The sequence below is a fragment of the Streptomyces asoensis genome (genome assembly GCF_013085465.1).
Classification (GTDB): domain Bacteria; phylum Actinomycetota; class Actinomycetes; order Streptomycetales; family Streptomycetaceae; genus Streptomyces; species Streptomyces cacaoi_A.
In genome coordinates this window covers 3,346,337-3,369,043 of the sequence record NZ_CP049838.1, presented here as the reverse complement: position 1 = coordinate 3,369,043, position 22,707 = coordinate 3,346,337, and the positions used below count along the sequence as shown (strand labels likewise).

Genomic DNA, 22,707 nt, shown 5'->3' with positions numbered 1-22,707 from the left:
GGCGCGCTGGGAGCCGCTACCGGGGACCGGTCACGGGAGGCGGCTCACGCCCGGACGCTCGAGCGCCTCAGCCCTTGACGGGCTTGCCGCGGCCCCACGCCCAGGCGAGGCGGTCGGCGCCGGACTGGTTGGTGGTGGCCAGCCAGGGGCGGGCGGTGGTGCCGGTGAGGGTCTGCACCGAGTACGTGTCGTCGGTGCGCAGACCCGGCCAGTACACGGAGCCCATCTTCAGCTCGCGGAAGGTGTCGGTGACGGCCTGGACGTAGTTGACGAAGTTGTCGTCCGGGGTCTTCACGTTGTAGTTCAGGCCGGTCGTCATCGGAGCGCCGAACTCGTCCGCGACGGTCCGGTTCGCGCAGTCGCCGATGCGCACCTTCAGGTCGGCCACCCACTGGTCGTAGGTCGCGTAGTCCTTCCAGAACCCGTAGTGGTGCAGGGAGAGGTACGTGCCCTTCAGCCGCGGGTCGGCGCAGACCGAGGTGACGTGGTCGTTGTAGCCGGCGCCGCTGACGAACACCCGGTTGCGCGGGACCTTCGAGTACGTCGACAGCCACTTGGCCGCTATGTCGGCCCACTCGGTGTCGGTGTAGCCGTGCGGCTCGTTCATCGGCTCGAAGTAGACGCGCTTGTCGTTCTTGTACGCCTTGACGACGGTGTCCCACATCGGCCAGTACGTGGCCGTGTCGTCGATGTAGCCGTCCTTCTGGGCGCCCGTGCCCTCCCAGTAGGAGACGATGACCTTGAAGCCCTGGTCCGAGGCCGCGTCGATGACCCCGCGGTAGGACTTCCAGTAGGCGCCGTTGACCGTGTACGGGTTGATGGGCAGCCGCACGGTGTTGGCGCCGAGGTTCGCGCGGAACGCCGCGATGATCCGGGTCGCCTTCGCGTAGGTCTGCCGGTAGGTGTCCGTGGTCGACAGACCGGACAGCTGGAGGAGGTCGTCGGCGAAGTTGTCGCGCGGGTCGGCCCAGTTCACGCCCTTGAACTGGGTCGTGTCGGTGGTCGGCGCGGCGCCGGAGGAGGCGACGGCCGGACTGCCGGCCAGGGTCGTGCCGGTGACGGCGGCGACGGCGACCGCGACGAGGGCGGCGCGCAGGCGGGGGGTGCGGGAGGCTCTGGTGGGGGTCTTGCGCATGACGTGCCCTTTCAGGAGAGGCGGCTCGGCGCTGGGGGACGCGCGGGCTGGGCGGCGGCCGCCACGCGATGTTTGCGTAAACATCACAGTCCCGAGGTGGCTGATGTTTACGTAAACATGGCGGCGCCGGAATCGTGGCACCCGGCGATGTGATCGTCAAGGTTTCGGGCGCGTAACGTCCGTTGCCCCCGGTGGCGGGTGGGGCGGGGCGGCGGGCCCGACGGGGCAGGGTCGACTGTCGGCCGTCGGCCGTCGGTGTGGTGCGGTGCGGTGCGGTGCCGTGTCCGGCGTTCCGGTCCCGCGAACGAGCCCGGTGGAGTCCGAGCTTCGGTTCCGCGGTTCGGTTCCGCGGTTCTGCCGGGTCTGTTCTCGACCGTGCGAAACGCGTCATGAATTCACGCGCTTTTTCGGCGTGGCGGCGTTCGTTGACAGGTGATTTCCGGTGGGCTTTCTGGAAAGAAAGCCGTTGTGGCCGACCTGGCGGAAAAGGAGCGTCCGGACGGTTCCGTTTGTGAAGTCTGTTGAAGTCTGTTGGCTTTGGTACGGGCTTCGTGGAAGCATTCAGGAAGATCAATTGCTTGCACCGAGAAGGGAATCAGCTGTGCCTTTCAAGCCGTCCCGTCCGGCCGTCGTTGCGGCGTCCACACTGTCCGTCCTGCTCCTGACAACGGTCGGTGTGCATGCGGAAGAGCCTGCTCAGGCAGGTGCGGCGCCCGACATCTCGGTCTCCAGAGTGATGCGGCACCTGGACGCGCTCCAGCGGATCTCCGACGCGAACAACGGAAACCGCGCCCATGGCACGGCCGGTTATCAGGCCTCCGTCGATTATGTGAAGAAGACGCTGGACGCCGCCGGATTCACCACCTCGCTCCAGGAATTCGAGTTCGGCGGAAAGAAGAGCTGGAATCTGATCGCCGACTGGCCCAGGGGCGGTCGGACCGGGAAAGTCCTCATGGTCGGGGCGCACCTCGACTCGGTGGACACAAGCCCCGGAATCAACGACAACGGATCCAGCGTCGCCGCGATCCTGGAGACCGCGCTGACGGTTTCCGCGAAGAACGTCAACCCTTCCCAGCACCTCCGTTTCGGCTTCTGGGGAACGGAGGAGGAGACCTACATCGGGTCCACGCACTACGTGAACACCCTGCCGGCGGCCGAACTGTCGAAGATCACCGCCTATCTGAACTTCGACATGATCGGCTCACCGAACCCCGGGTACTTCGTCTATGACCAGAGCCCGGAGGTCGCCCGGCACTTCGACCGGTACTTCAGCGCCAAGGGCATCCCCACCGAGCCCGCGACCGCCCTCAACGGCCGCAGCGATCACGAGCCGTTCCTGGCCAAGGGGGTCGCGGTGGGCGGAATCTTCACCGGATCCGCCGAGATCAAGACCCCGGAGCAGGCCGCGAAGTGGGGCGGCACCGCCGGTGAGGCCATGGACAAGTGCTACCACCAGGCCTGCGACACCCCCGCCAACATCGACCGGCGGGCCCTGGACGTCAACAGCGACGCCGTCGCCGCGATGGTGTGGAAGCTGGGCGTGCGCGGCTAGGACCTGTGCGGCCGCGAGGGGGGACATCCGGCGCCTGCCGGGTGTCCCCCCTCGGCTCTCAGGTGCGTCGGCGGTTCCGGGGGCGGGCGGCCAGGCGGGCCAGCCGCTCCCGGTCGACCTTGCCCGTGGGGCCGACCGGCAGGGCCGGCAGGACGAGGACATGCTCCGGAAGCATGTAGCTGGGCAGGCACTGCGCGAGGTGGCGGCGGACGAACCCGCCGCCCGGCGACGGCTCCGAGCCGCCCACGGCCACGGCCGCCACGATCTGCGGTCCGTCGTCGCCCCGCAGCGTGGTGACCGCGCAGTCCACCACCCCCGGCACCTGACGCAGGGCGGCCAGCACCTCGCCCAGCTCGATCCGGTAGCCGCGGACCTTGACCTGGTCGTCCCGGCGGCCCCGGAACTCCAGGTTGCCGTCGGCCATCCAGCGCGCCCGGTCGCCCGTGGCGTACATGGACTCGTCCACCAGGCCGCTCACGGTGTCGGCCGTGAACTTCGCGGCCGACAGCTCCGGATCGCCGACATACCCGTCGGCCACGACCACGCCCGCGATGTGGAGATCGCCCTCGACGCCGATCGGACACGGTTTGCGGTCGCCGTCCAGGACGTAGTAGCGGGCGTTCTGGATCGGCTTGCCGTACGGGACGCTCGTCCAGGCCGGGTCGATCTCGCCGACGTCGAAGTGGTTGGACCAGATCGTCGCCTCGGTCGCGCCGCCCAGCGCCACGACGTGGGCCCGCGGGAAGCGGGCCCGGACCCGGCCGGGCAGGGCCAGCGGCACCCAGTCGCCGCTGAGGAAGACCAGGCGCAGGCTCGGCACCCGGGCGCCCACCGCCGTCCCGCCCGGCTCACCGGTCCCGCCCGACTCACCGGTCCCGTCCGGCTCACCGGTCCCGTACGACTCGTCGGCGAAGGACATCACCATGCCGAGCGCGGCCGGCGCCGAGTCCCAGAAGGTGATCGGCTCGCTCAGCATGATGTCCAGCAGCTGCTCCCCGTCGGACAGTTCGGCGGCGGGAACCACGCGCAGGCTGGCGCCCGCGGCGAGCACGCCGAGCAGGTCGTAGACGGACAGGTCGAAGGTGAGCGCGGTGACCCACAGCAGACAGTCGTCCGGACCCACCGCGTAGGTCTCGTTCACCCACTGGATGACGTTGACGGCACTGCGGTGGCGCACCGACACGCCCTTCGGCACGCCGGTGGAGCCCGAGGTGAAGATGACGTACGCGGTGTCGTCGGCGCCGGGGCCGGCCGGCAGCGGCAGGGCGCGGGCCTCCTCGACGTCGCTCCAGGCGCTGATCACCGGCGTGTACGGGGTGGTCGTGCCGTGCGGCGCCAGGCGCAGGACGACGTCGTACCGGTCCCGCAGGACCGGCGGCCAGTCGTCCCCGCCGCGCCGGTGGATCTCCGCCCGCACCGGCAGGCCGAGTTGGGCGGCGAGGTGCCCGAACCACTCGGCGGGCATCCGCAGATGACCGGAGTCGGGGCCCTCGCCCGGCTCCGCGAGGTCGGCGAGGTCCGCGAGGACCACCGCTCCGCCCGGCGCCAGGACACCCACGGCGTCCCGGAGCACGGACCGCAGGTACTCGAACCCGGGGAAGAACTGCGCGACGCTCGCGAGGAGGACGACGTCCGCGCTCGCCGGGGCCACCACCCGCCCGAGGTCGGCGGCCGCGGCCCGCACGAACCGCGCCCCCTCGCCGGCCTCCCGCCCCGCCCGCTCCAGCGCGACGGCCGACACGTCGACGCCCGTGTAGCCGGCCACCCGGTCCCGGAGCGCCCCCGCGATCAGACCGGCACCGCAGCCCACCTCGACGACCCGGGGCCGCCGTTCCGCCGGAGCGGCCGACAGCACCAGGTCGCGCACGTGCGAGACGTAGGTGTCGATCTGCGCGGCGGAGATCCCGTCGCCGGGGTTCTGGTTGAAGCCCGAGGCCCGGCCCAGGTCCTCGTCCTCGGCGACGGCGTCCCACAGCAGGCCCACCGCCTCCGTGTCCAGCGGGTCCGGGGCCGCGGCCCGCAGATCCGTGCAGACCAGCCGCACGCCGGAGCCCGCGAGCTGCCCGGCCTCCTCCGCGCGGCGCGCCAGCGCATGGCCGGTGACGATCCAGCCGATCCCCGACTGGCGTACGGGCGCCGCGATCCGGGAGGCCGGCCAGCGCGCGTCCAGCGGCACATAGGCGGCGCCGGTGCGCAGCACACCGACGACCGCCAGCACGCTGTCCCACGAGTTCTCGTGCAGGATGCCCACGAACGCACCCCGGCCCACCCCGTGACCGGCGAGGAAACGGGCGAGCAGGCCCGAGTCGGCCCACAGTTCCCCGTACGTCCTGACCTCCCCCTCGCCGAGGCGGACGGCGGGAGCGTCGGGGGACTCCCGGACGCGCCGCTCGATCAGGTCGATCATGCTCACCTGGTCCTCGAACGGCCGCGCGGTGTCGTTCCACTCGGCCGGCGGCGGTTCCCAGGACTCCGTGGGCTGCTCCGCCAGTTGCTCTGCGGGCTGCTCTGCCATCTGCTCTGCCCTCCTTCAGCGGTTCACGGATGCGCGGGCGGGGGTCAGATCACTCGGCCGTACTTGGGGTTGTCGCGGTGGATGACCCGCTCCCGGATGCGCAGTTCACCCTCCTCGCGCACCATCTGGTCCTCGACGCTGGAGGAGGAGAAGAAGTGCACCTCGTCCTGCGTGTTCGTCTGGGTCACCAGCGAGTAGTAGGTGACGCGCAGGCCGTCGCCCTCGGCCTGCTCGATCAGGAAGTGGTCGAACCAGTGCCGGGTGACCAGCCCCTCGTACATCGGGAGCATGCTCTTCATCTTGGTGCGCATCGCCTCGCGGCCCTCCACCTTCTCGCCGCGGTGCGGGTGGGCCACCGAGCCGTCCTCGGTGAAGGTCGCGGTGAAACGCTCGATGTCCAGGTCGTCCAGGACGCGCATCTGGCGGGCGTAGAAGTTCTTGACCTCGATGTAGAGGTCGGCGGTGACGGACATGCGTGCTCCTCGAAAAGGGAAACGGAAACCGATGAGTGGTCGGTGGGTCGGCGTCAGTGAGCCGGGGCTTCCTCGAGGACGAGGAAGGCGTTGGTGCCGCCCACGCCGGCCGACATCAGGCCGGCCGTGCGTGGGCGGCCGTTCGTGGGCCAGGCGCGGCCTTCGGGGAGGATGCCGAAGCGCTCGCCGCGCCCGGTGAACTCCTCGATGGGGACCTCGGTGTTCGGGGTCGCGGGCAGGAAGCCGCGGTCGATCGCGAGGCACGTCTTGATCAGGGCCGCCATGCCGGCGGCGGTGTCGCAGTGGCCGACGGAGGCCTTCACCGAGCCGACCGCCACCGGCGGCCCGTCGGTGCCGAGGGCCTCGATCAGCGCGGTCGCCTCGATCTGGTCGTTCAGCGGGATGCCGACGCCGTGCGTCTCGACGTAGTCGACGTCGGCCCCGGTCAGCCCCGCCGCCTCCAGCGCCCGGCGCACCGCGCGGACCTTGCCGTCGACACCGGGGATGACGAAACCGGGCTTGGCCCGCCCGTCGTTGGTGACGGCGCCGCCCCGGATGACGGCGTAGACCGGATCGCCGTCGCGCAGGGCGTCGTCCAGTCTGCGCAGCAGGACGGCCCCGGAGCCGTCGCCGGGCACCACGCCGTTGTGACGGCGGTCGAAGGGGCGCACGATGCCCTCGGTGGAGTAGATGCTGCGCGGGGTCCGCAGATAGGAGCCGTCGGCGTCCTCCTGGATCGCCACCGCCCCGGCCAGCGCGTAGTCGCAGGCGTGCGCCCGCAGGCTCTGGCAGGCGAGCTGGACGGCCACCGTGGAGGTGGCGCACGCCGAGTCCAGCATCAGCGACTCGCCCCACAGGTCCTGGAGATAGGAGAAGTAGGGCCCGGCGAACGTCGGGTCGACGTGCACCACGTCGTCGAAGGCGGCCCGCGGCACATGCTTGGTGCGGGCGCAGCCGGCGTAGACGGCGGTCCGGTCGGCGATCGCCGACAGCCTGACCCCGGCGTCCTCCGCCGCCTGCCACAGCGACTCCTGGAGGATGCCGTGCTGCGGGTCCAGGCCCTCGACGCCGACGAGCGTGTGGTCGTAGGTGTCCCGGTGCGGGGCGATCCCCCACGAGTGGACCCGCAGCCGGTCCTCGCCCAGGTCCTCCACGACCGGGACCGGCTCCCGTCGGAAGCAGTCCCGGCCCGCCACGAGGTTGTCCCAGAACGCCCCTACGTCGGGCGCCTCGGCGAAGCGGCCGCCGACGCCGATGGCGGCCACCGGGGCCGAGTGCTTGGCGAGTTCCGACATGCCTGTCCTCCCGTCAGCCGAAAGTGAGCGCGATCTTGACGACGTCGTCCTGCCGGTTGTGCGCGAGGTCGAAGGCGTCGGCGATGTTCTTGATGTCGAAGGTGTGGGTGATGTGGTCGTCGACCCGGATCGAGCCGTCCCCGATCAGCTCCAGCGCGGTCCGGAAGGAGGGGAGCCCGGGTTCCAGCTGGGCGCCGCCGACCGCGGTGATCAACTGCGCCTGGCGGACGAAGAGATGGGCGTACGGGATGCGCATGTCGTAGTCCTCTGGCATGCCGAAGAAGCCCAGCCGGCCGTGCTGGCCGACCATCCGCATCGCGTGCTCGCGCGCTCCGTCGGTGCCGGCCGCCTCGACCACCAGGTCGGCGCCCTTGCCGCCGGTCGCCTCCATGACGACCTCCTCGGCGCTCTGCCCGGGCACGTGCACGGTCGCGTCCGCGCCCAGAGAACGGGCCACCGCCAGCCGCCCCGGCTCCAGGTCGACCGCGACGACCTTCTCGAACCCGCGGTGCTTGAGCAGTTGCTGGAACAGCAGCCCCGCCGAGCCGACGCCGACGACGGCGGCCGTCGATCCCTCCGGCACGGGCTCCGGCCAGAACCGCTTCAGCGCGAAGACGACCGTCCCGAGCTGCTGCGCCATCAGCTGGACGGTCGGCGCCCCGGTGCCCTTCACCGGCAGCAGGAACCGGTCGGCGATCGTCTGGTAGCGGGCGAACGACGCCATGTAGGCGTGGTTGGGCACGGTGAGCACCAGGTCGCCCGGCGAGAAGCGGGCCGACCGGCTCTCGACGACCTCCCCGACGCCTTCGTGCCCCGGGTAGCCCGCCGGGCAGGGGTAGGGGTGGTCGCGCATGTCCCGGAAGAAGGGGGACTCGGCGCGCACCCGGTGCACATCGCTGCCGCAGATGGCGGCGACGGTGTTGCGGACGAGGACCTCGCCCTCGGCCGGCTCCCGGAAGGCGACCTCCGCCACCTCCAGGCGCCCGGGTTCGACGAGAACGGCGGCTTCGCCACGTACGTGCGGCATGCGGACCTTCCTTCAGGACTGTGCGGGGAGTAGGGGCGTGGAACACGCCCACGACAGGGGGTGGCCGGGCAGCCGCAGCCGACGGGCCGGGCCGGCCGGTGTCAGCCGCACCTCGGCGCCCTGGCACCACAGGGCCGCGAGGGCCGTCAGCAGGGCCCGCTCGTCGAGGTGCTCGGCCACGAGGTCGAGGACGGCCACCTCGCCGAGCCGGTCACCGGCCGTCCGGAGCAGCTTGGCCGGCTCGGCCTCGGCCGACAGGTGCTGTTCCTGCGGGGCGGGCCCGTCGGGGAGCAGCGGACCCAGCGCGGTGGACCACAGCAGTGCGGGACGGCGAGGTACGGGGACGCGCGCGGATGCCCCGTCGGCAGCCAGCCGTACGCCTTCCTCGGCCGTGAGCGCGCCGCTCACCACCGCGGCCGCGAACCGTCCCGTTCCCACGCCGTACACCGCCGCCGGGGTCACGCCCCGTTCGGCGAACCGACCGGCCAGGCGCAGCTGGCGGGTGAGCGGTCCGGCGGCCCGGTCGGGGCCGTCCGGCGAGCCGTCCGCGAAGGCGAACACCACGGCCGGGGGCGAACCGGGGGCGGCGGGCGTCGCGGTGTGCGGGGCACGCAGGGCGCGTACCGCCTCGGCCAGGTCGGACGCCACGACGGCACATCGGTGACCGAAGTGCCGCCGGCCCACCTCCAGTGTGTGGGCCACGTCCGCCAGTGCCAGGTCCGGGCTCGCCTCCAGATGGGCGGCCAGCCGCTCCCGGGCGACGAGCAGGGCCTCGGCGGTGGCGGCGGAGAGGGCGACGATCCGCGGACCGGGAGGCGACACCGACACCGGCGCCGGTGCGGCCGGCCTCGAGGGCGCCTGTGTGTCGGTCCGTCGGGGTACGACGGTGGGGGCGGTGGTGGGAGTGGCGCTGGTGGTGGTGGTGACGCCGGCCGTGGTCGTGGTCGCTGCGATCAGGCGGGCCTGGTCGCGGACCGTGACATGGCGCAGCAGGTCGATGACCGGGACGTCGGCGCCGGTCGTCAGCCGCAGCTGCTCCCGCAGCTTCACCAGCAGCAGCGAATGGCCGCCGGCGTCGAAGAAGTTGCGGTCGGGCCCGAAGCCGTCGTGCTCCAGCACCGCCCGCCAGGCGGCCCGCACACCTTCCGTCACGGAGTTCACGGAGGTCATGGAAGGCACGGAAGCCGCGGAAGGCGGTTCCGGTGCGAGGGCCGGAGCGGGGTCGGGCCGGACGGACCGGGTCACCTGCTCCGGGTCCGGCAGCCGGCGCCGGTCGATCTTGCCGGTCGGGGTGAGCGGCAGCTCCTCGACCAGCAGCAGATGGCTGGGTACGGCGAACGCGGGCAACCGAAGTCTGGCGTGCCGGCCGAGCTCGTCGGCGTCCGTGCCGGGCGCGGCCACCGCGTAGGCGACGATCTCCTTCTCGCCGCGCCGGTTGACGCGCGTCGTGACGAAGACCGACTCGACGGCCGGATGCGCGTCCAACACCGCCTCCACCTCGCCGAGTTCGACGCGCTGGCTGCGGATCTTCACCTGGTTGTCGTTGCGGCCGATGAACTCCAGCAGGCCGTCGGGGCGCCAGCGCACCCGGTCACCGGTCCGGTAGAGGCGGGTCGTGCCGTCGGTGACGAACCGGTCCGCCGTCATCCCGGGTGCGTTCAGATAGCCGTCGGCCAACCCCGCGCCGCCGAGCAGGAGTTCGCCCGGAACCCCGCGCGGCACCGGACGGGTGCCGCCCTCCTGGACCACCCGTACCTCGGTGCCGGGCACCGGCCGGCCGATGGGGACCGTCCTGGCGTTCGGCGCGAGGTCGGTGATCGGGAACCAGGTCGAGGTGAAGGAGTTCTCGGTGGGGCCGTAGCTGTGCAGCAGGACGCCCGGCCGGGACCAGCGCAGCGCACGGCGCATGTGCCGTACGGAGATCAGCTCGCCGCCGAAGTACACCCGCCGCAGCGACTGGAGCAGATCCGGCGCGTCCTCGATGATCCGGTTGAGCAGCGGTGTCGTCACGAGCAGTGTGGTCACCCCGCGCTCGCGGACCACCGTCCGCATCTCACGGGGGCTGAGCACCAGGTGCTTGTCGAGGACGACCAGCTGCGCGCCGTGCGTGAGGGCGCCCCAGATCTCGTAGCTGGCGCCGTCGAAGTTGAGCGGGCACAGCTGCGCGACGACGTCCGTCTCGTCCAGCGGCAGGAAGTCGGGCCGTACGAAGAGCCGGGCCAGGCCGCGGTGCGGCAGGACGACCCCCTTGGGCCGGCCGGTGGTGCCGGAGGTGTAGAGCACGCAGAGGGTCGCGGTGTCGTCGTACGCGATCTCGGGGGCGGACCGGCCGCGGGAGCGCGCGAGCGCCTCGTCGACCGGTACGGCGGTGTCCTCCGGCACGTCGAGGGACTGTCCGCAGTCCCGGTCGACGACGAGGACCGCGGGACGGGCGTCGTCCACGATCAGCTGGAGCTGGGCCTGTGGATAGGCGGGGTCGAGGGGGAGGTAGGCGGCGCCGGCCAGGGCGGACGCCAGCCAGAACACCGGGGTCTCGACGCCGGGGGCGAGCAGCAGCGCCACGGTGTCGCCGGGGCCGACACCCCGGTCGCGCAGCCAGCCGGCCACCTCGCCCGCGCGGACGGCGAGTTCGCCGTAGTCGAGGGTGCGCTCGCCGTGGCGTACGGCGATGGCGTCGGGTCGGGCGGCGGCGTGCCGCAGGACCAGCTCGGGGATGCTCGGCGCCGGTGACGCGACGGGCGCGCCGTGCGCGGCGACCTCGGACAGGCCCGGGTCGCAGGCGGCGAGCAGGTCGCCGCAGGTGCTGTCCGGGGCGGCCACCGCGCGGGCCAGCAGCTCGCGCAGTTCCTCGGCGAAGAGTTCGGCGGTGGCGGGGAGGTAGCGGGCCGTGTCGTAGTAGACGCACAGCCGGGTGCCGGCCGAGCCCTCCAGCACGTTGACCGAGAACTCGTACTTCGTCGTCTCGTCCGGGTGGTCGAAGCGGCGGACGGTCACCTCTCCGGCCTGCCACTCGTCCTCGTAGGCGGGGGTGTACATGAACACCGTCCGCTCGACGCCCGGCCCGTTCGCCTGCGCGCTGCGGATCGCCCGCAGCCGCCGCACGGGGAGGTGGGCGTGCTCCATCGCGTCGAGCATCTGCTCGCGCAGCCGGGCCGCCACCTCCAGGAAGCGGTCGTCGAGGGATATCCGGTCGCGTATCGGCAGCGCGCGGCTGAACAGGTCGACACGCTCGGCGTCGGCGTACCGGCGGCCGGCGAAGACCATGCCGAAGGTGCCCTCGGACTCCCCGGCCCACGCGTGCAGCAGCACCGACCAGGCGGCGAGCAACACGACGGCGGGGGAGCCGCGTTCGGCGGCGGCCAGCGCCTGGACGTCCGCGTGCACCTCGGCGGGCAGGAGCACCTCCACCCGGCCGGAGGGACCGGGGAAACCGTCCTCCGGCACCAGGTCGTGCGGGGGCGCGAGGGAGGCGGGGGCGTCGCGCAGGACGGAGGTCCAGTACTTCTCGGCGTCGGCGTCGGCGTCAATATCGGCGTCGATATCGGCGTCGGCGTCGCGATCGCCCTGGGCGTCGGTCCCGGCAGCGGCAGCAGCAACGGCGGCACCGGCACCCGCACCGGCATCCGTACCGGTCTCGGCATCCGTGTCGGCATCGATGTCGGACGATGTGCTCGGCGCCGGGTCCGGGCCGCCCGTCGTCCGGGAGCGGTACGCCGTCACCAGGTCCTCGGCGAGGATCCGGCTGGACCAGCCGTCGGAGACGATGTGGTGCATGGTGACGGCGAGCAGCGCGCCGCCCTCCCCGGCCAGCAGTGTCGCCCGCAGCAGTGGCGCGGTGGCCAGGTCGAAGGGTGCGCGGCCGGCGACGACCGCGCGGGCAAGGGCCTGCGCACGGTCGTAGCGGCCGGGGAGCCGGTCGGTGACGAACGCCATCGGCGGGTCGGTCTCGGCGGTGCGCCACAGCTCGCCGCCCTCGGTGGCGAAGGCGCAGCGCAGGGCCGGGTGGGCGGTCAGCACATCGCCGAGTGCGGCGCGCAGCGCCGGTATGTCGACGGTCGGGGTGAACTCCAGGTCGACGGTGACGTTGTAGCGGTCGGACTCCGGTTCGCGCTGACAGGCGAGCCAGACGTCCATCTGCTCGGAGGAGGCCGGTTCTCTCACTGCGGGACCGCCAGGTGCTCGCCGGCGGCGCCCGTACGCAGGGTGCGCACCAGGTTGGCCACCGTGCGCACCGAGTGGAAGTGGAGCGGGGTGAACTCGGCGTCCGTGATGGACACACCGAAGCGCTGCTCGCACTGGGCGCGCAGCTCCACGAAGCCGAGGGAGTCCAGGCCCAGCACGTCCTGGAGGCCGTCGTCGTCCCCGATGCGTTCGGTGGGCACGTCCAGGAAGAGGTCCTCGACGAGGATCTCCTTGAGGGTCGCTTCCAGGGTTTCGTCCAGTGTCTCGCCCGAACCGACTGTCATGACGTTTCTCCCTTGCGGTAGGTGGATCGGTGCGGTGCGGGTATCTCCGCCTGCCGCTCCCGCTCCGCGGCCCTGCGCGCCAGTTCGGCCAGCGCGGGTACGGCCACGTGGTGGTCCCGGGCGCGGCGCAGCACCGGCTCGGTGAGCGCGGCGAGTTCGGTCGGCCGGACCCCGGCGGTGACGTCCCGGTGCAGGGAGGTGTCGGTGCGGCCGGGCAGGGTGTCCAGGGTGTGCAGCAGGTTCCGGTCGTCGACGGCGACGGTGTCCGCCGCGGCGACGGCACAGGCTTCCCGGGCCGCGTCGCGCAGCAGGGCGGACAGTTCGGGCCGTCGGCGGACGATGCCGAGGGGGCCGTCGGCCGCGGTGGTGGCCAGCGCCAACGGCAGCAGGAGGACCAGCTTGCGCCAGAGGACGCTCGCCGGATCCCGCTCCGGGGTACAGCCGAGACCCGCGTCGGCGAGGACCTCGGCGAGCCCGCCGAGACGCCGGCCACCGGCTCCGGCCGCGCCTCCTCCAGGAACGTCCCCGGCGCAGTCGCTGTTGCCGTGGCCGTCGCAGTCGCCGTCGGTCGCGAGGCTGACCTCCGCGTACAGGGAGTTCCAGGTGACCCGGCCGGGTGCGGTGCGTTCCGCCTCGATGAGGATCGCGCCGACGAGCTGGCGGGGTCCGAACCTGGCCCGCAGCGATCGCGGATGGTCGAGTCCGTTGAGCAGGGGGACGACCGAGCCCGGGGTCAGCCGTGGGGCGACCCGGGCCAGGGCGGCATCCAGCGCGGGGGCCTTCACCGTCACCCAGAGGACGTCGACCGGCTCGTCGAGCCGCTCCACCGCGCGTGCCTCGACGGCGAGGTCGCCGTGCAGTTTGCTGTGGACGTCGATCACGCCGCGGTAGCGGGCTCGTGAGGACTCCCGCATCACCAGCACGACCTCGTGGCCCGCGCGGGCCAGCGCCGCTCCGAGGGCGAGCCCGACTCCCCCGGCGCCCAGAATCGCATGCCTCAACACGCTTCCTTGATGGATCTCGTGACGAATGCCGCTGCCCGTGCAGCGGTGTGCGCACAGGTGTGCGCTGTGCGGCGGGCAGCGGTAGACAGCACCGTGTGAATGATGGAGAAAGGCCGGCTACGGCCTTTGAGAGATCAGGCGGCCACGGGTCAGGTGGTCGCCGATCCAAGAATCATCGGAGTTCGAAAAGGACTCTGACGGAATATGGAACCGGTTGGTCGACCGGTTCTGTCTCCCCCGTTGCGGCGTACATCATTCCCCCTGTCACGCCGGTTGGTGTCGGCCTCGAACGCAACCCTTGAAATACTGCGTTCACAATCGACTCATCGACCGTAGAGGTGCCAAGTTTCGGCCGTCAACCCGCTTTTCGGCCAACCGGATGGCTGATGCATGTGATTGTCGGGGCGGGTTCACACGCAGAGTTGAAGCGTTGGCCATAGGTGATCCGGTGAACGCTGGCCGACATTCGACCCTTGACTGGCTCGATGGCCGCTGCCTACTCTCCGATATCGGCAATCTGCCGCCAGGGTGAGCGATCACCTCAGGGACCGAACCGGTTTGACCGACCGGTGGAGCGTCCGTTTCTACGGGGGAAAACAATTGAAGCTTCACCTAGCCACGCCCTTGGGTGTGGCCGTTCCGCGGCTGCTCCGCATCCGGGGCGATCGACCGTGATCCGTCATGACACGGGGGAATTCCTTTGAGCGACGACGGCGTGAAAACACGCCCGGATCCGTATGCCGGGCCGTATGCCGGGCCGTCTTCCGGACTGCCTTCCGGGTCGGCTTCCGGCTCGGCTTCCGGGTCGGCTTCCGAACCGCCCGTGACACCGCCTGCGCAGGCCATGGAGGACCAGGTCAGAGCCGCGTGGGTCGAGGTGCTCGGGCATGACGACTTCGATGACGACACCCCCTTTCTCGAGGCGGGCGGTCATTCCCTGAAAGCCACGCAGGTGCTCATGCGGCTGCGCCGGCGGCTCGGTGTCCGGCTGCCCAACCGGCTGTTCTTCGACCACCCCACCGTGCGCGAACTGGCGGTGGCGGTGGAACATGTCGCCGCCACCTCGCCCCGCGTGTAAACCGGTCGCCGCCGATTCGAACGTCGGCATCGGCTCGACGTCGAATCAATACCGGTTCAAACGTCGGCTCGACCGGAGCTCGGCATTCGACCGAAACAAGGAAGGCACTTCTCGTGACTGCTCCCCTTTCCCGTGACGGCCTCCAGGAGTTAGGTGAAAGCGTTTTCCGTCCCGCCGAATGGCAGGGCGCCGCGAACACCCCGCTCGATGCCGACACCGCGTTCAACGGATTCATCTCCACGCATGTCGTTTTCGCCTTGGAGCAATTGGGGCTGTTCGCCTGGTTCGACGAGGCCGACCGGCTCGACGTGCCCGAGTACTGTTGGCGCCGACAGTTGGACGAAAGCGTTTTCCGTCAGTTGGTGTCGGCGGCGGAGGCCTTCGGGTATCTCGACGTCCGCGACGACCGGGTGACACCCACGCCGGCCTGGGGTGAACTCCGCCGGAAAATAGGGTTCTTCACCTGGGGCGTAGGTGGATACCACGACGTTTTCGCCAATGCCGCGTCCATCGCGCGAGGGGAACGCGCTTTCGGCAAGGACGTGTTGCGCGACGAGGCCATGGTGGCGCTCGGTTCGGCCCAGGCCGACATGGCGCTGATGCGGAACCTGCTCGACGAGCAGATCGCCGCACTCGACTTCTCCGTCATCGCCGACCTCGGCAGCGGGATCAGCGAGCGCGTGTGCCGCCTCGTCAAGTCCCGTCCCGGCGCCCGCGGTCTGGGCCTGGACATCAGCGCCTCGGCCACCGCGCTGGCGGCCGGCACCGTCGAGCGCCACGAGCTGGCCGACCGGGTCCAGCCGATCTGCGCCGACGTCCTCGACGTCCTCTTCCGGGGCCGCCGCATCGAGGGCGCCGACCAGGTGGACGTCGCGATGAGCTTCATGTTCCTGCACGACCTGCTCGTCGACCCCACCACCCGGACGGACGTCATACCGGCGCTGCGCAAGGCGTTCCCGCGCGCGCACACCTTCCTGCTCGCCGACACCACCGTCCGGCCGCGCGGCGAGAAGGACACGCTGCCCGTCTTCTCCAGCGGCTTCGAGCTCGCCCACGCGCTGATGGGCGTCCCGATCTACACGCGCGAGGAGTACGAGAACCTCTTCCACGAGGGCGGGCTGCACCTGCGCCGCACGGTTCCCTTCGGCGCTCCCCACACCTACCTGTTCGTCCTGGAGGCCCAGTGATGAGCGAGCGATGTCCCGCCGACCCCGAGATCGTGGAGGATCTGCCCATCCCCCTCGCCGTGGCCGGACATCACCAGCCCGCGCCCTTCTACCTCACCGCGGACATGTTCGGCGGTCTGCCCGTGCAGCTCGCCGGCGGTGAACTCAGCACCCTGGTCGGCAAGCCGGTCGCCGCGCCGCACACCCACCCGGTCGACGAGCTCTACCTGCTGGTCTCCCCGAACAAGGGCGGCGCCCGCATCGAGGTCCAACTCGACGGCAGACGCCATGAACTGCTCTCCCCGGCCGTCATGCGGATCCCGGCCGGCAGCGAACACTGCTTCCTGACCCTCGAGGCGGAGGTCGGCAGCTACTGCTTCGGCGTCCTCCTGGGGGACAGCCTGTGACCCCGGCCGCGGGACAGGCCGCCCCGGCCACCGGGAAGGCGTTCAACACGAGTGTCCCCGGCGCCGACGACCTCATCCGGCTGCACCTGAGCGAGAGTCCCCACGGCGCCAGCAAGGCGGCCGTGCGGGCGGCCGAGCGGGAGCTGGGGCGGGTCAACGTCTATCCGGACCCCGAGCGGCAGGAGCTGGTGCAGGCGCTCGCCGCGCACTGGGGTGTCGGCCCGGACCACATCGCCGTCGCCAACGGGAGTGACGAACTCGTCCTGGCCACCGCCCTCACCCTCGGCGACCGGAGCCTTCCCGGGCTCGTCACCGACGGTACGTTCCCCGGCTACCGGGCCTGTCTGGAGCTCATCGGGCGCGGCTGCACCGCCGTACCGCCGGCCGGCACGGCCGTCGACACCGCCGCCTTCGCCGCGCGGCTGCCCGGACACGGCATCGGCTATCTGTGCAACCCGCACAACCCCAGCGGCGCGGCCCTCACCCGGCAGGAGCTGGCCTCGCTGGTCGACGCCTCCGGCCGCAGCGGGGTCCCGCTGGTGTTCGACGAGGCGTACATGGAGTTCGCCGACCCGGACACCCCGCAGACCCGCGACCTGCTGGACGGGGACGCGCCGGTCGTCGCGCTGCGCACCTTCTCCAAGGCCTACGGCCTGGCCGCGCTGCGCGTCGGCTACGCCGTCGGCCGGCCCGAGCTGATCGCCGGGCTGCGGGGGACCCTGCGCGCCCTGCCCTTCAGCGTGAACCGGCTCGCGCAGGCGGCCGCGACCGCCGCCCTCGGCGACCGGGACTTCGTCGACGGGGTACGCCGGTCCACCGCCGAGCGGCGGCGCTGGTTCGTCGGCGAGTTGGACCGGCGGGGGCGCGCCCATCTGCCCTCCGTGACCAACTTCGTCGCCGTCGCGGCCCGGGACTGCGCCCGCGCGCAGGATCGTCTCGCCGCCGATTTCGGCATTCTCGTTCGCAATGCCGGGCTGTTCGGATTTCCCGGATACCTGCGCACATCACTCGGCGAACAAAAGGACCTCGTGCGGTTCCTCGACGCCCTGGAAGAGATCGAGAAGAACCCCTGAATTTCCACCGGAACGCCCGGCGAACGACCTACCGAACGAGAACGACTGGAGGCTTTTGGTGTTCCGCCAAGACCCGTTGAACACGATCCTCGCCCTGGGCTCCGGGTTCACCCCCACCGCCGTGCGGGTGACCGCGACCCTCCGCCTGCCCGACCTGGTCGAGCAGGGGCACCGGACCGCGGCCGCCCTGGCCGCCGAGACCGGCACCGACGAGCAGTCGCTGGGCCGCGTCCTGCACTACGTCAGCCTCCTCGGCCTCTTCGAGGAGACGACCGACACCGCGTCGAAGCAGCGGACGTACGCGCTCACCGACGTGGGGCGGGTACTGCTCGGCGACCACCCGAGCAATCTGCGCCGCTGGCTGGACTACGAGGACCCCAGCCGGCCCATGGAGGCCCGCTTCGAACCGGCCGTCGGCCGGCTCATGGACGCCGTACGCACCGGTCTGCCGGTGTACGAGCAGGCGCACGGGCGGCCCTTCTGGAAGGACCTGGAGGCGCACCCCGACATCGAGAAGTCCTTCAACGCGGGCATCGCCCGGATCGCGGACCGGCTCGTGCCGGAACTGGCCCGTATCTACGACTGGGCGTCGGTGGGGCACGTCGTGGACGTCGGCGGCGGCAACGGCTCCCTGCTGCTGAAGCTGCTCACCGAGCACCCGGCGCTGCGCGGCACGCTGCTGGAGCTGCCGAGCGTCATCGACGAGGCCGGCGGGATCACCGCCCCGGTGTCCGACCGCTGCGAGCTGGTCGCGGGCAGCTTCTTCGAGCCGATGCCGGCCGGCGGTGACGTCTACCTGATCGCCAACACCCTGCACAACTGGAGCGACCGGGACGCCGCCCGCATCCTCGGCCGTTGCTCGGCGGCGCTCGCCCCCGGCGGGCGGGTCGTGGTCGTCGAACGGCTGCTGGACAGCGGCAAGGACCCTGTCATGGCGAGCTACGCCGACCTGCTGATGCTGGTCCTGCTCGGCGGCCGTGAACGCAGCATGGACGACCTGCGCGACCTCGGCGCCGGCGTCGGGCTCACCCTCACGGACTCCACGAAGTTCGAGCTGCCCGGCCACTGGCTGGTCGAGTACACCAAAGAGGAGACCCGGTGAAGCGCTCGCTGAACCCGGACGAGCCCAACGCCCTGCTCTCCTACGACTTCGACCGGGGCAGCAACTACGAGAACGTCCTGCATCTCACCGACGCCCTCGGCGCACTGGTCCCGGAGAGCGAGACGGAACACCCCGACCAGCGCTTCTTCCAGGTCACCCACCTCATCACCGAGTACGCCTGGGTGCAGGTCCACTACGAGCTGCGCCGGGCGATCGGACATCTGGACCAGGACCGGTACCACCAGGCGGTCCGCATGTTCGACCGGGCCACCGGGCTCAGCGAGGTCACCGTCCAGGCGGTGCGGCTGCTCACCGACCACCTGCCGCAGCACAGCCTGCTGATGATGCGCAACGCGCTCCCCGAGGACGCCACCGGCCTGGACTCGCCCGGCTACCGCAATCTGCGGCGGGTGGCCCGTCCGGTCTGGAAGGCCTACGAGCAGGCGGTGGAGCGCGCCGGGCTGTCCCTCCAGGACGTGATCGCCCAGCAGGACGACGGCTACGACGGCCCGCGCTCGGCCGGGTCGCAGTCGCTGGCCCTGGTGCGGGAGGCGATGCTGCGGCTGGACGGCAGTGTCCTCGGCTGGAAGCAGCACCACCTGATCATGGTCTGGTCGCAGCTGGGCGGCCAGCCCGGGCTGCGCAAGGGGAACGAGGAGGGCGACGACGAGCTCGAGCTGCCGCAGAGCCTGGGCGGCCGGTCCCTGGCGACGCTGGAGGCCCGCTCGCAGCTGGCGCTCTTCCCGGAACTGTGGCGGGCGGCGGAGGACGCGTACTGGCTGCTGGGCACCCGGCACGACACCGACGCCCCGGTACGCGGCGGCGGCAACGGCTGCCCCGTGCAGCACTGACCCGACCCCACCCGACCCGACCCCACCCAACCGGCCTTCCGACCCCGGGCACCGGCCTTCCGACCCCGGGCACCGGCCCCGGGCACCGGCCCCGGGCCGGCTTTCCGGCACTGGCCCCGGGCACCGGTCTTCCGCCACCGGCCACTGGCCCCGGCCTACGGCCACCGCGCACCGGCCACCGTGCACCGGCCCGGGCCGGCTTTCCGCCACCGGCCACTGGCCCCGGCCTGCGGCCACCGCGCACGGCCCCGGGCCCCGGCCCGCGGCCACCGCGCACCGGCCACCGTGCACCGGCCCGGGCCGGCTTTCCGCCACCGGCCATTGGCCCCGGCCTACGGCCACCGCGCACGGCCCCGGGCCCCGGCCTGCGGCCACCGCGCACCGGCCACCTGCCACCGTGCACCGGCCCCCGGCCACCGGGCACGGCCCCGTGGCCCCGGGCCCCGGCCTGCGGCCACGGCGCACCGGCCACCGGGCCCCGGCTTTCTGGCACTGGCCTGCGGCCACCGCCTCCGGCCCGCGGCCTGCGGCCACCGCCTCCGGCCCGCGGCCTGCGGCCACCGCCTCCGGCCCGCGGCCTGCGGCCACCGCCTCGGGCCCCCGGCCACCGCGCACCGCCTCCGGCCACCGCCCCGGCCACCGCGCACCGCCTCCGGCCTGCGGCCACCGCCCCGGCCCCCGGCCACCGCGCACCGGCTTTCCGCACTGGCCCCGGGCGTCGGTCTTCCGCCACCGGCCACCGGCCTACGGTAGGCCGCGCCCCGCGCCCCGCGCCCCGCGCCCCGCGCCCCGCGCCCCGCGCTTCGGCCTGTGGCCGTTTCTCTGGTGTTGCCGTTCGATGGGTGGGTCGCTGGCCGACTCCGATTTCGGTCAGTGGTCCGCGCGTTGCTGTGCGGCCAGTTTCAGGAGTCGGGGCACGATCTCCTCGAAGTGTTCGTGGAGGAAGAAGTGGCCGCCGGTGAAGGCCTCGCCGACGTGTGTGCGCCGGGTGTAGTGCTGCCAGTCGGCCATCACGTCGGGTGGGGTGTCCGCGTCGTCGTCGCCGTACCAGGCGACGAGGTCGCTCGGGAGGGGTCGCGGCTCGGGGTCGGGGCGGTGGCCGGCGAGCAGCGCGAGGTCGCCGCGGATGACCGGCACGAACTGGTGCCGCATCGGTGACCGGCGTACCTCCATCGGGATCCGGCCGTTCTCCGCGAGCGCGTCGAGCAGGGCGTCGTCGTCCAGGGCGAGCAGGGGGCCGTAGGCGGAGGTGCCGAGGAGATGGGGCGGCCGGGCGGCGGCGACCACGACGAACTCGGGCGCGGGGCGGCCCAGGGCGTGCAGGGCGAGGGCCGTCTCGTGGGCGAGCAGGCCGCCCATGCTGTGCCCGAGGAGCGCGTACCGGCCGGACGGGTCCAGGTGGAGGGCGAGGTCGGCGGCGGCCGCCCGCAGGGTCGCCGCCCGCGGCTCACGGGAGCGCAGGCCCTTGCCCGCGATCTCCAGCGGCCGGGCGCGCAGCCCGGCCGGCAGCTCGCGCCGCCAGCGCACGAAGCTGCGCGCGGAGCCGCCGGCGTGCGGCACGCAGTACAGGGTGAGCGGTTCCGGGCCCGTCACTTGTGGTGCTCGCCCGCGCGCAGCGACCGGATCCGGACCGTCAGCGGCAGTTCGTTACGGGTCAGCAGGGACCGCAGGTGCCGCCGCATCTCCGCCTCGGAGGGCGGTACGGCGTCGTCGACGAAGACGTCGAGCTCGAGGACGGCGGAGTCGTCGTCCACGACGGCGATCCTGGTCGCGGCACGGACCACACCGGGCAGCGACTCGGCGGCCCGGCGCACCGTCGCCGTCGACACCTTCTCGCCGCGCACCATCGCGAAGTCCGACGAGCGGCCGTGCACGTACACGTACCCGTCGTCGTCGACATGTCCGATGTCGCCGGTGGCCAGCAGGCCGGGCTCGACCAGATCGCCGCGCTTGGACGGCGCGGGCTCGCCGACCCGCCTGCGGTAGACGGTGTCGGAGCGCACGAGCAGCTCCCGTTCCCCGGTGTCGGTGGGCCGGGTGAGCACCTCGACGCCGTCCAGCGGCACCCCCACCGAGCCGTGCCGGTGCGGGGGCTCCCGGTGCGCGGCGAGGGTGGACACCCGTGGTCCGGCCTCGGTCAGCCCGTAGGTGATGTACAGGCCCAGCTCGGGGTTGAGTTTCAGCAGGCGGGAGACGTACGACGGGTCGAGGGCCTGGCCGCCCACGGTCAGCGTGCGCAGCGGCGCGGGCAGTTCACCGCCCGCGGTGACGACGGACTTGACCAGGCTCGGGGTGAGCGAGGAGAGGGTGACGCCCCGGCCGGCGACCGTGGCCAGATAGTCGGCCACCGAGAACGGCGGTCCGGCCATGACCAGCCGCGAGCCGTGCACGAGGCCGCCGAGGACCTGGGCGACCAGCGCGTAGGAGTAGTAGACGGGCAGGCTGACCAGGGCGGTGTCGGTGGGGCGCTGGCCGAGGGAGCGGCCGTGGCGGCGGGCGTTGCGCAGCAGGGCGTCGATGCCGTGCAGGCATCCGGTGGCCATGCCGGAGGTGCCGGAGCTCATCAGGATCACGTGGCCCGGCCCGTGGTGCAGATACGGCCGGCCGGTGAAGAGGCCGAGGTCGGCGCCGCCGGTGCGGGTGACGTCGGTGACGCCGTACGCGTCGGCCCGGACGGCCGCCCGGACCAGTGCGCAGGCGCCCAGCTCGCGGGCCACCTCGCGGACCCGGGACACCGGGGTCGACGGGGAGAGCAGCACGGGGGTGTGTCCGGCCAGCGCGACGGCGAAGAAGAACCGCAGCGCCCGGATGCCGTTCGGCAGCGCGATGACGACGACGGCGCCGGGCGGGGCCGGCAGGGCCGCGAACCGGTCGATCAGGGCGGGCAGCCCGACCGGGCCGCCCGGATCCTCGGTACGGGACAGCTCCTCGACACGGCCCAGGAAGTCGCCGACGACGGCGGGGTCGAGGAGCGGGTCGGCCAGGTTCGGTGACGTCGCGCTCGGTGACGTCATGTTCCGCGAGGTGGTGTTCTGCGAGGTCATGTTCTCCGGGGCCTCCGCGTGGGCGTCGGCCCACTGACGACCAGGCAGTGCGCCCGGTGCTTGCCTTCGTCGTCGACTTCGTGGGTGACGACCAGGACGTGTGCGGCGCTCGGCGGGTCGCCGAGCAGCCAGTCGCCGCACAGTGCTCTGGTGAGCGGCACGGCCGGGGTGAGGGGCATGGGCAGCATCGACACCGGCCCGTGGAAGCCGAACGCCGAGCAGACGACGCCGACGAGCGAGCCCGCTCCGGCGCCCGCGAACCGCATGGGGGAGACCCGGCCGCGGGAGACCGACTCGGCGAGCGCGCGCAGGGTGTGGCGCGTGGACTGCTCGCTCACCCCGATCACCCCGACCTCCTCGGGACGGCTCGGCGCGGCACCGCCGCAGTTCTCCAGCGCGGCCGCCACGGTCTCGGCCATCAGCCAGGCCACGGGGTCGGCGTACACCCCGGGGACGCGGCGCGCGACCGTGCCCGGGTCGTCGGCCTCGACCAGGGCGGAGCCGGTGATCACGGCTCCC

General features: G+C 72.3%; 18 protein-coding genes. 7 read left to right on the top strand and 11 right to left on the bottom strand.

The genetic code is table 11. The features are described from left to right. Nucleotides 1–67: 67 nt before the first annotated feature. Nucleotides 68–1,135: a glycoside hydrolase family 5 protein gene (locus G9272_RS15110; protein ID WP_171397072.1), complete on the bottom strand. Its 1,068-nt coding sequence runs from the start codon at nt 1,133–1,135 to the stop codon at nt 68–70. A 601-nt stretch (nt 1,136–1,736) separates the two neighbouring features. On the opposite strand from G9272_RS15110, the gene G9272_RS15105 reads away from it, so the two are divergent. Further along, complete coding sequence (locus G9272_RS15105) at nt 1,737–2,687, top strand: M28 family metallopeptidase (protein WP_171397071.1); 951 nt, start codon at nt 1,737–1,739, stop codon at nt 2,685–2,687. A 58-nt stretch (nt 2,688–2,745) separates the two neighbouring features. Here G9272_RS15105 and G9272_RS15100 read toward each other — a convergent pair whose 3' ends face one another. From G9272_RS15100 to G9272_RS15070, 7 genes are read right to left on the bottom strand one after another with little or no spacing between them, the layout of a single operon-like run. Then, a complete protein-coding gene (locus tag G9272_RS15100; RefSeq protein ID WP_171397070.1) occupies nt 2,746–5,202 on the bottom strand; it encodes an AMP-binding protein in 2,457 nt (818 codons plus the stop codon). A gap of 44 nt (nt 5,203–5,246) precedes the next feature. Continuing rightward, a complete protein-coding gene (locus tag G9272_RS15095) occupies nt 5,247–5,675 on the bottom strand; it encodes a nuclear transport factor 2 family protein (RefSeq protein ID WP_171397069.1) in 429 nt (142 codons plus the stop codon). A gap of 53 nt (nt 5,676–5,728) precedes the next feature. Next, nucleotides 5,729–6,970: a polyketide synthase gene (locus G9272_RS15090; RefSeq protein ID WP_171397068.1), complete on the bottom strand. Its 1,242-nt coding sequence runs from the start codon at nt 6,968–6,970 to the stop codon at nt 5,729–5,731. 13 nt (nt 6,971–6,983) lie between these two features. Next, complete coding sequence (locus G9272_RS15085) at nt 6,984–7,997, bottom strand: zinc-binding dehydrogenase (protein WP_171397067.1); 1,014 nt, start codon at nt 7,995–7,997, stop codon at nt 6,984–6,986. Nucleotides 7,998–8,009: 12 nt separating this feature from the next. Beyond that, a complete protein-coding gene (locus G9272_RS15080; protein WP_171397066.1) occupies nt 8,010–12,158 on the bottom strand; it encodes a non-ribosomal peptide synthetase in 4,149 nt (1,382 codons plus the stop codon). Further along, complete coding sequence (locus tag G9272_RS15075; protein ID WP_171397065.1) at nt 12,155–12,463, bottom strand: acyl carrier protein; 309 nt, start codon at nt 12,461–12,463, stop codon at nt 12,155–12,157. The genes G9272_RS15080 and G9272_RS15075 overlap by 4 nt, the downstream gene beginning before the upstream one ends. Beyond that, entirely contained in the window at nt 12,460–13,464 is a 1,005-nt protein-coding gene (locus tag G9272_RS15070) for a ketopantoate reductase family protein (protein ID WP_171397064.1), read from the bottom strand. The genes G9272_RS15075 and G9272_RS15070 overlap by 4 nt, the downstream gene beginning before the upstream one ends. Nucleotides 13,465–14,290: 826 nt before the next feature. On the opposite strand from G9272_RS15070, the gene G9272_RS15065 reads away from it, so the two are divergent. The 6 genes from G9272_RS15065 to G9272_RS15040 all read left to right on the top strand — a co-directional run bounded on the left by G9272_RS15065 (nt 14,291) and on the right by G9272_RS15040 (nt 19,144). After that, a complete protein-coding gene (locus tag G9272_RS15065) occupies nt 14,291–14,545 on the top strand; it encodes an acyl carrier protein (RefSeq protein ID WP_216377819.1) in 255 nt (84 codons plus the stop codon). A gap of 113 nt (nt 14,546–14,658) precedes the next feature. Further along, the gene (locus tag G9272_RS15060) at nt 14,659–15,732 is read left to right on the top strand and encodes an SAM-dependent methyltransferase (RefSeq protein WP_171397062.1); all 1,074 of its coding nucleotides are present in this window, start codon (nt 14,659–14,661) and stop codon (nt 15,730–15,732) included. Then, on the top strand, nt 15,732–16,118 hold the full coding sequence (locus G9272_RS15055; RefSeq protein ID WP_171397061.1) for a cupin domain-containing protein: 387 nt from the start codon (nt 15,732–15,734) through the stop codon (nt 16,116–16,118). The genes G9272_RS15060 and G9272_RS15055 overlap by 1 nt, the downstream gene beginning before the upstream one ends. Then, complete coding sequence (locus G9272_RS15050; protein ID WP_171397060.1) at nt 16,115–17,191, top strand: pyridoxal phosphate-dependent aminotransferase; 1,077 nt, start codon at nt 16,115–16,117, stop codon at nt 17,189–17,191. Before G9272_RS15055 ends, G9272_RS15050 begins: the two co-directional genes overlap by 4 nt. Nucleotides 17,192–17,249: 58 nt before the next feature. Then, nucleotides 17,250–18,293: a methyltransferase gene (locus tag G9272_RS15045; RefSeq protein ID WP_171397059.1), complete on the top strand. Its 1,044-nt coding sequence runs from the start codon at nt 17,250–17,252 to the stop codon at nt 18,291–18,293. Beyond that, on the top strand, nt 18,290–19,144 hold the full coding sequence (locus G9272_RS15040) for a hypothetical protein (protein ID WP_171397058.1): 855 nt from the start codon (nt 18,290–18,292) through the stop codon (nt 19,142–19,144). The genes G9272_RS15045 and G9272_RS15040 overlap by 4 nt, the downstream gene beginning before the upstream one ends. 870 nt (nt 19,145–20,014) lie before the next feature. On the opposite strand, the gene G9272_RS15035 is transcribed toward G9272_RS15040, so the two are convergent. The 3 genes from G9272_RS15035 to G9272_RS15025 are packed head-to-tail and all read right to left on the bottom strand — an operon-like array spanning nt 20,015 to nt 22,700. Then, the gene (locus tag G9272_RS15035; protein WP_216377818.1) at nt 20,015–20,704 is read right to left on the bottom strand and encodes a thioesterase II family protein; all 690 of its coding nucleotides are present in this window, start codon (nt 20,702–20,704) and stop codon (nt 20,015–20,017) included. Nucleotides 20,705–20,733: 29 nt separating this feature from the next. Then, on the bottom strand, nt 20,734–22,188 hold the full coding sequence (locus tag G9272_RS15030) for a class I adenylate-forming enzyme family protein (RefSeq protein WP_171397056.1): 1,455 nt from the start codon (nt 22,186–22,188) through the stop codon (nt 20,734–20,736). After that, nucleotides 22,185–22,700, bottom strand: coding sequence for a hypothetical protein (locus tag G9272_RS15025; protein ID WP_171397055.1), 516 nt, complete (start codon nt 22,698–22,700; stop codon nt 22,185–22,187). The genes G9272_RS15030 and G9272_RS15025 overlap by 4 nt, the downstream gene beginning before the upstream one ends. Nucleotides 22,701–22,707: the final 7 nt, after the last annotated feature.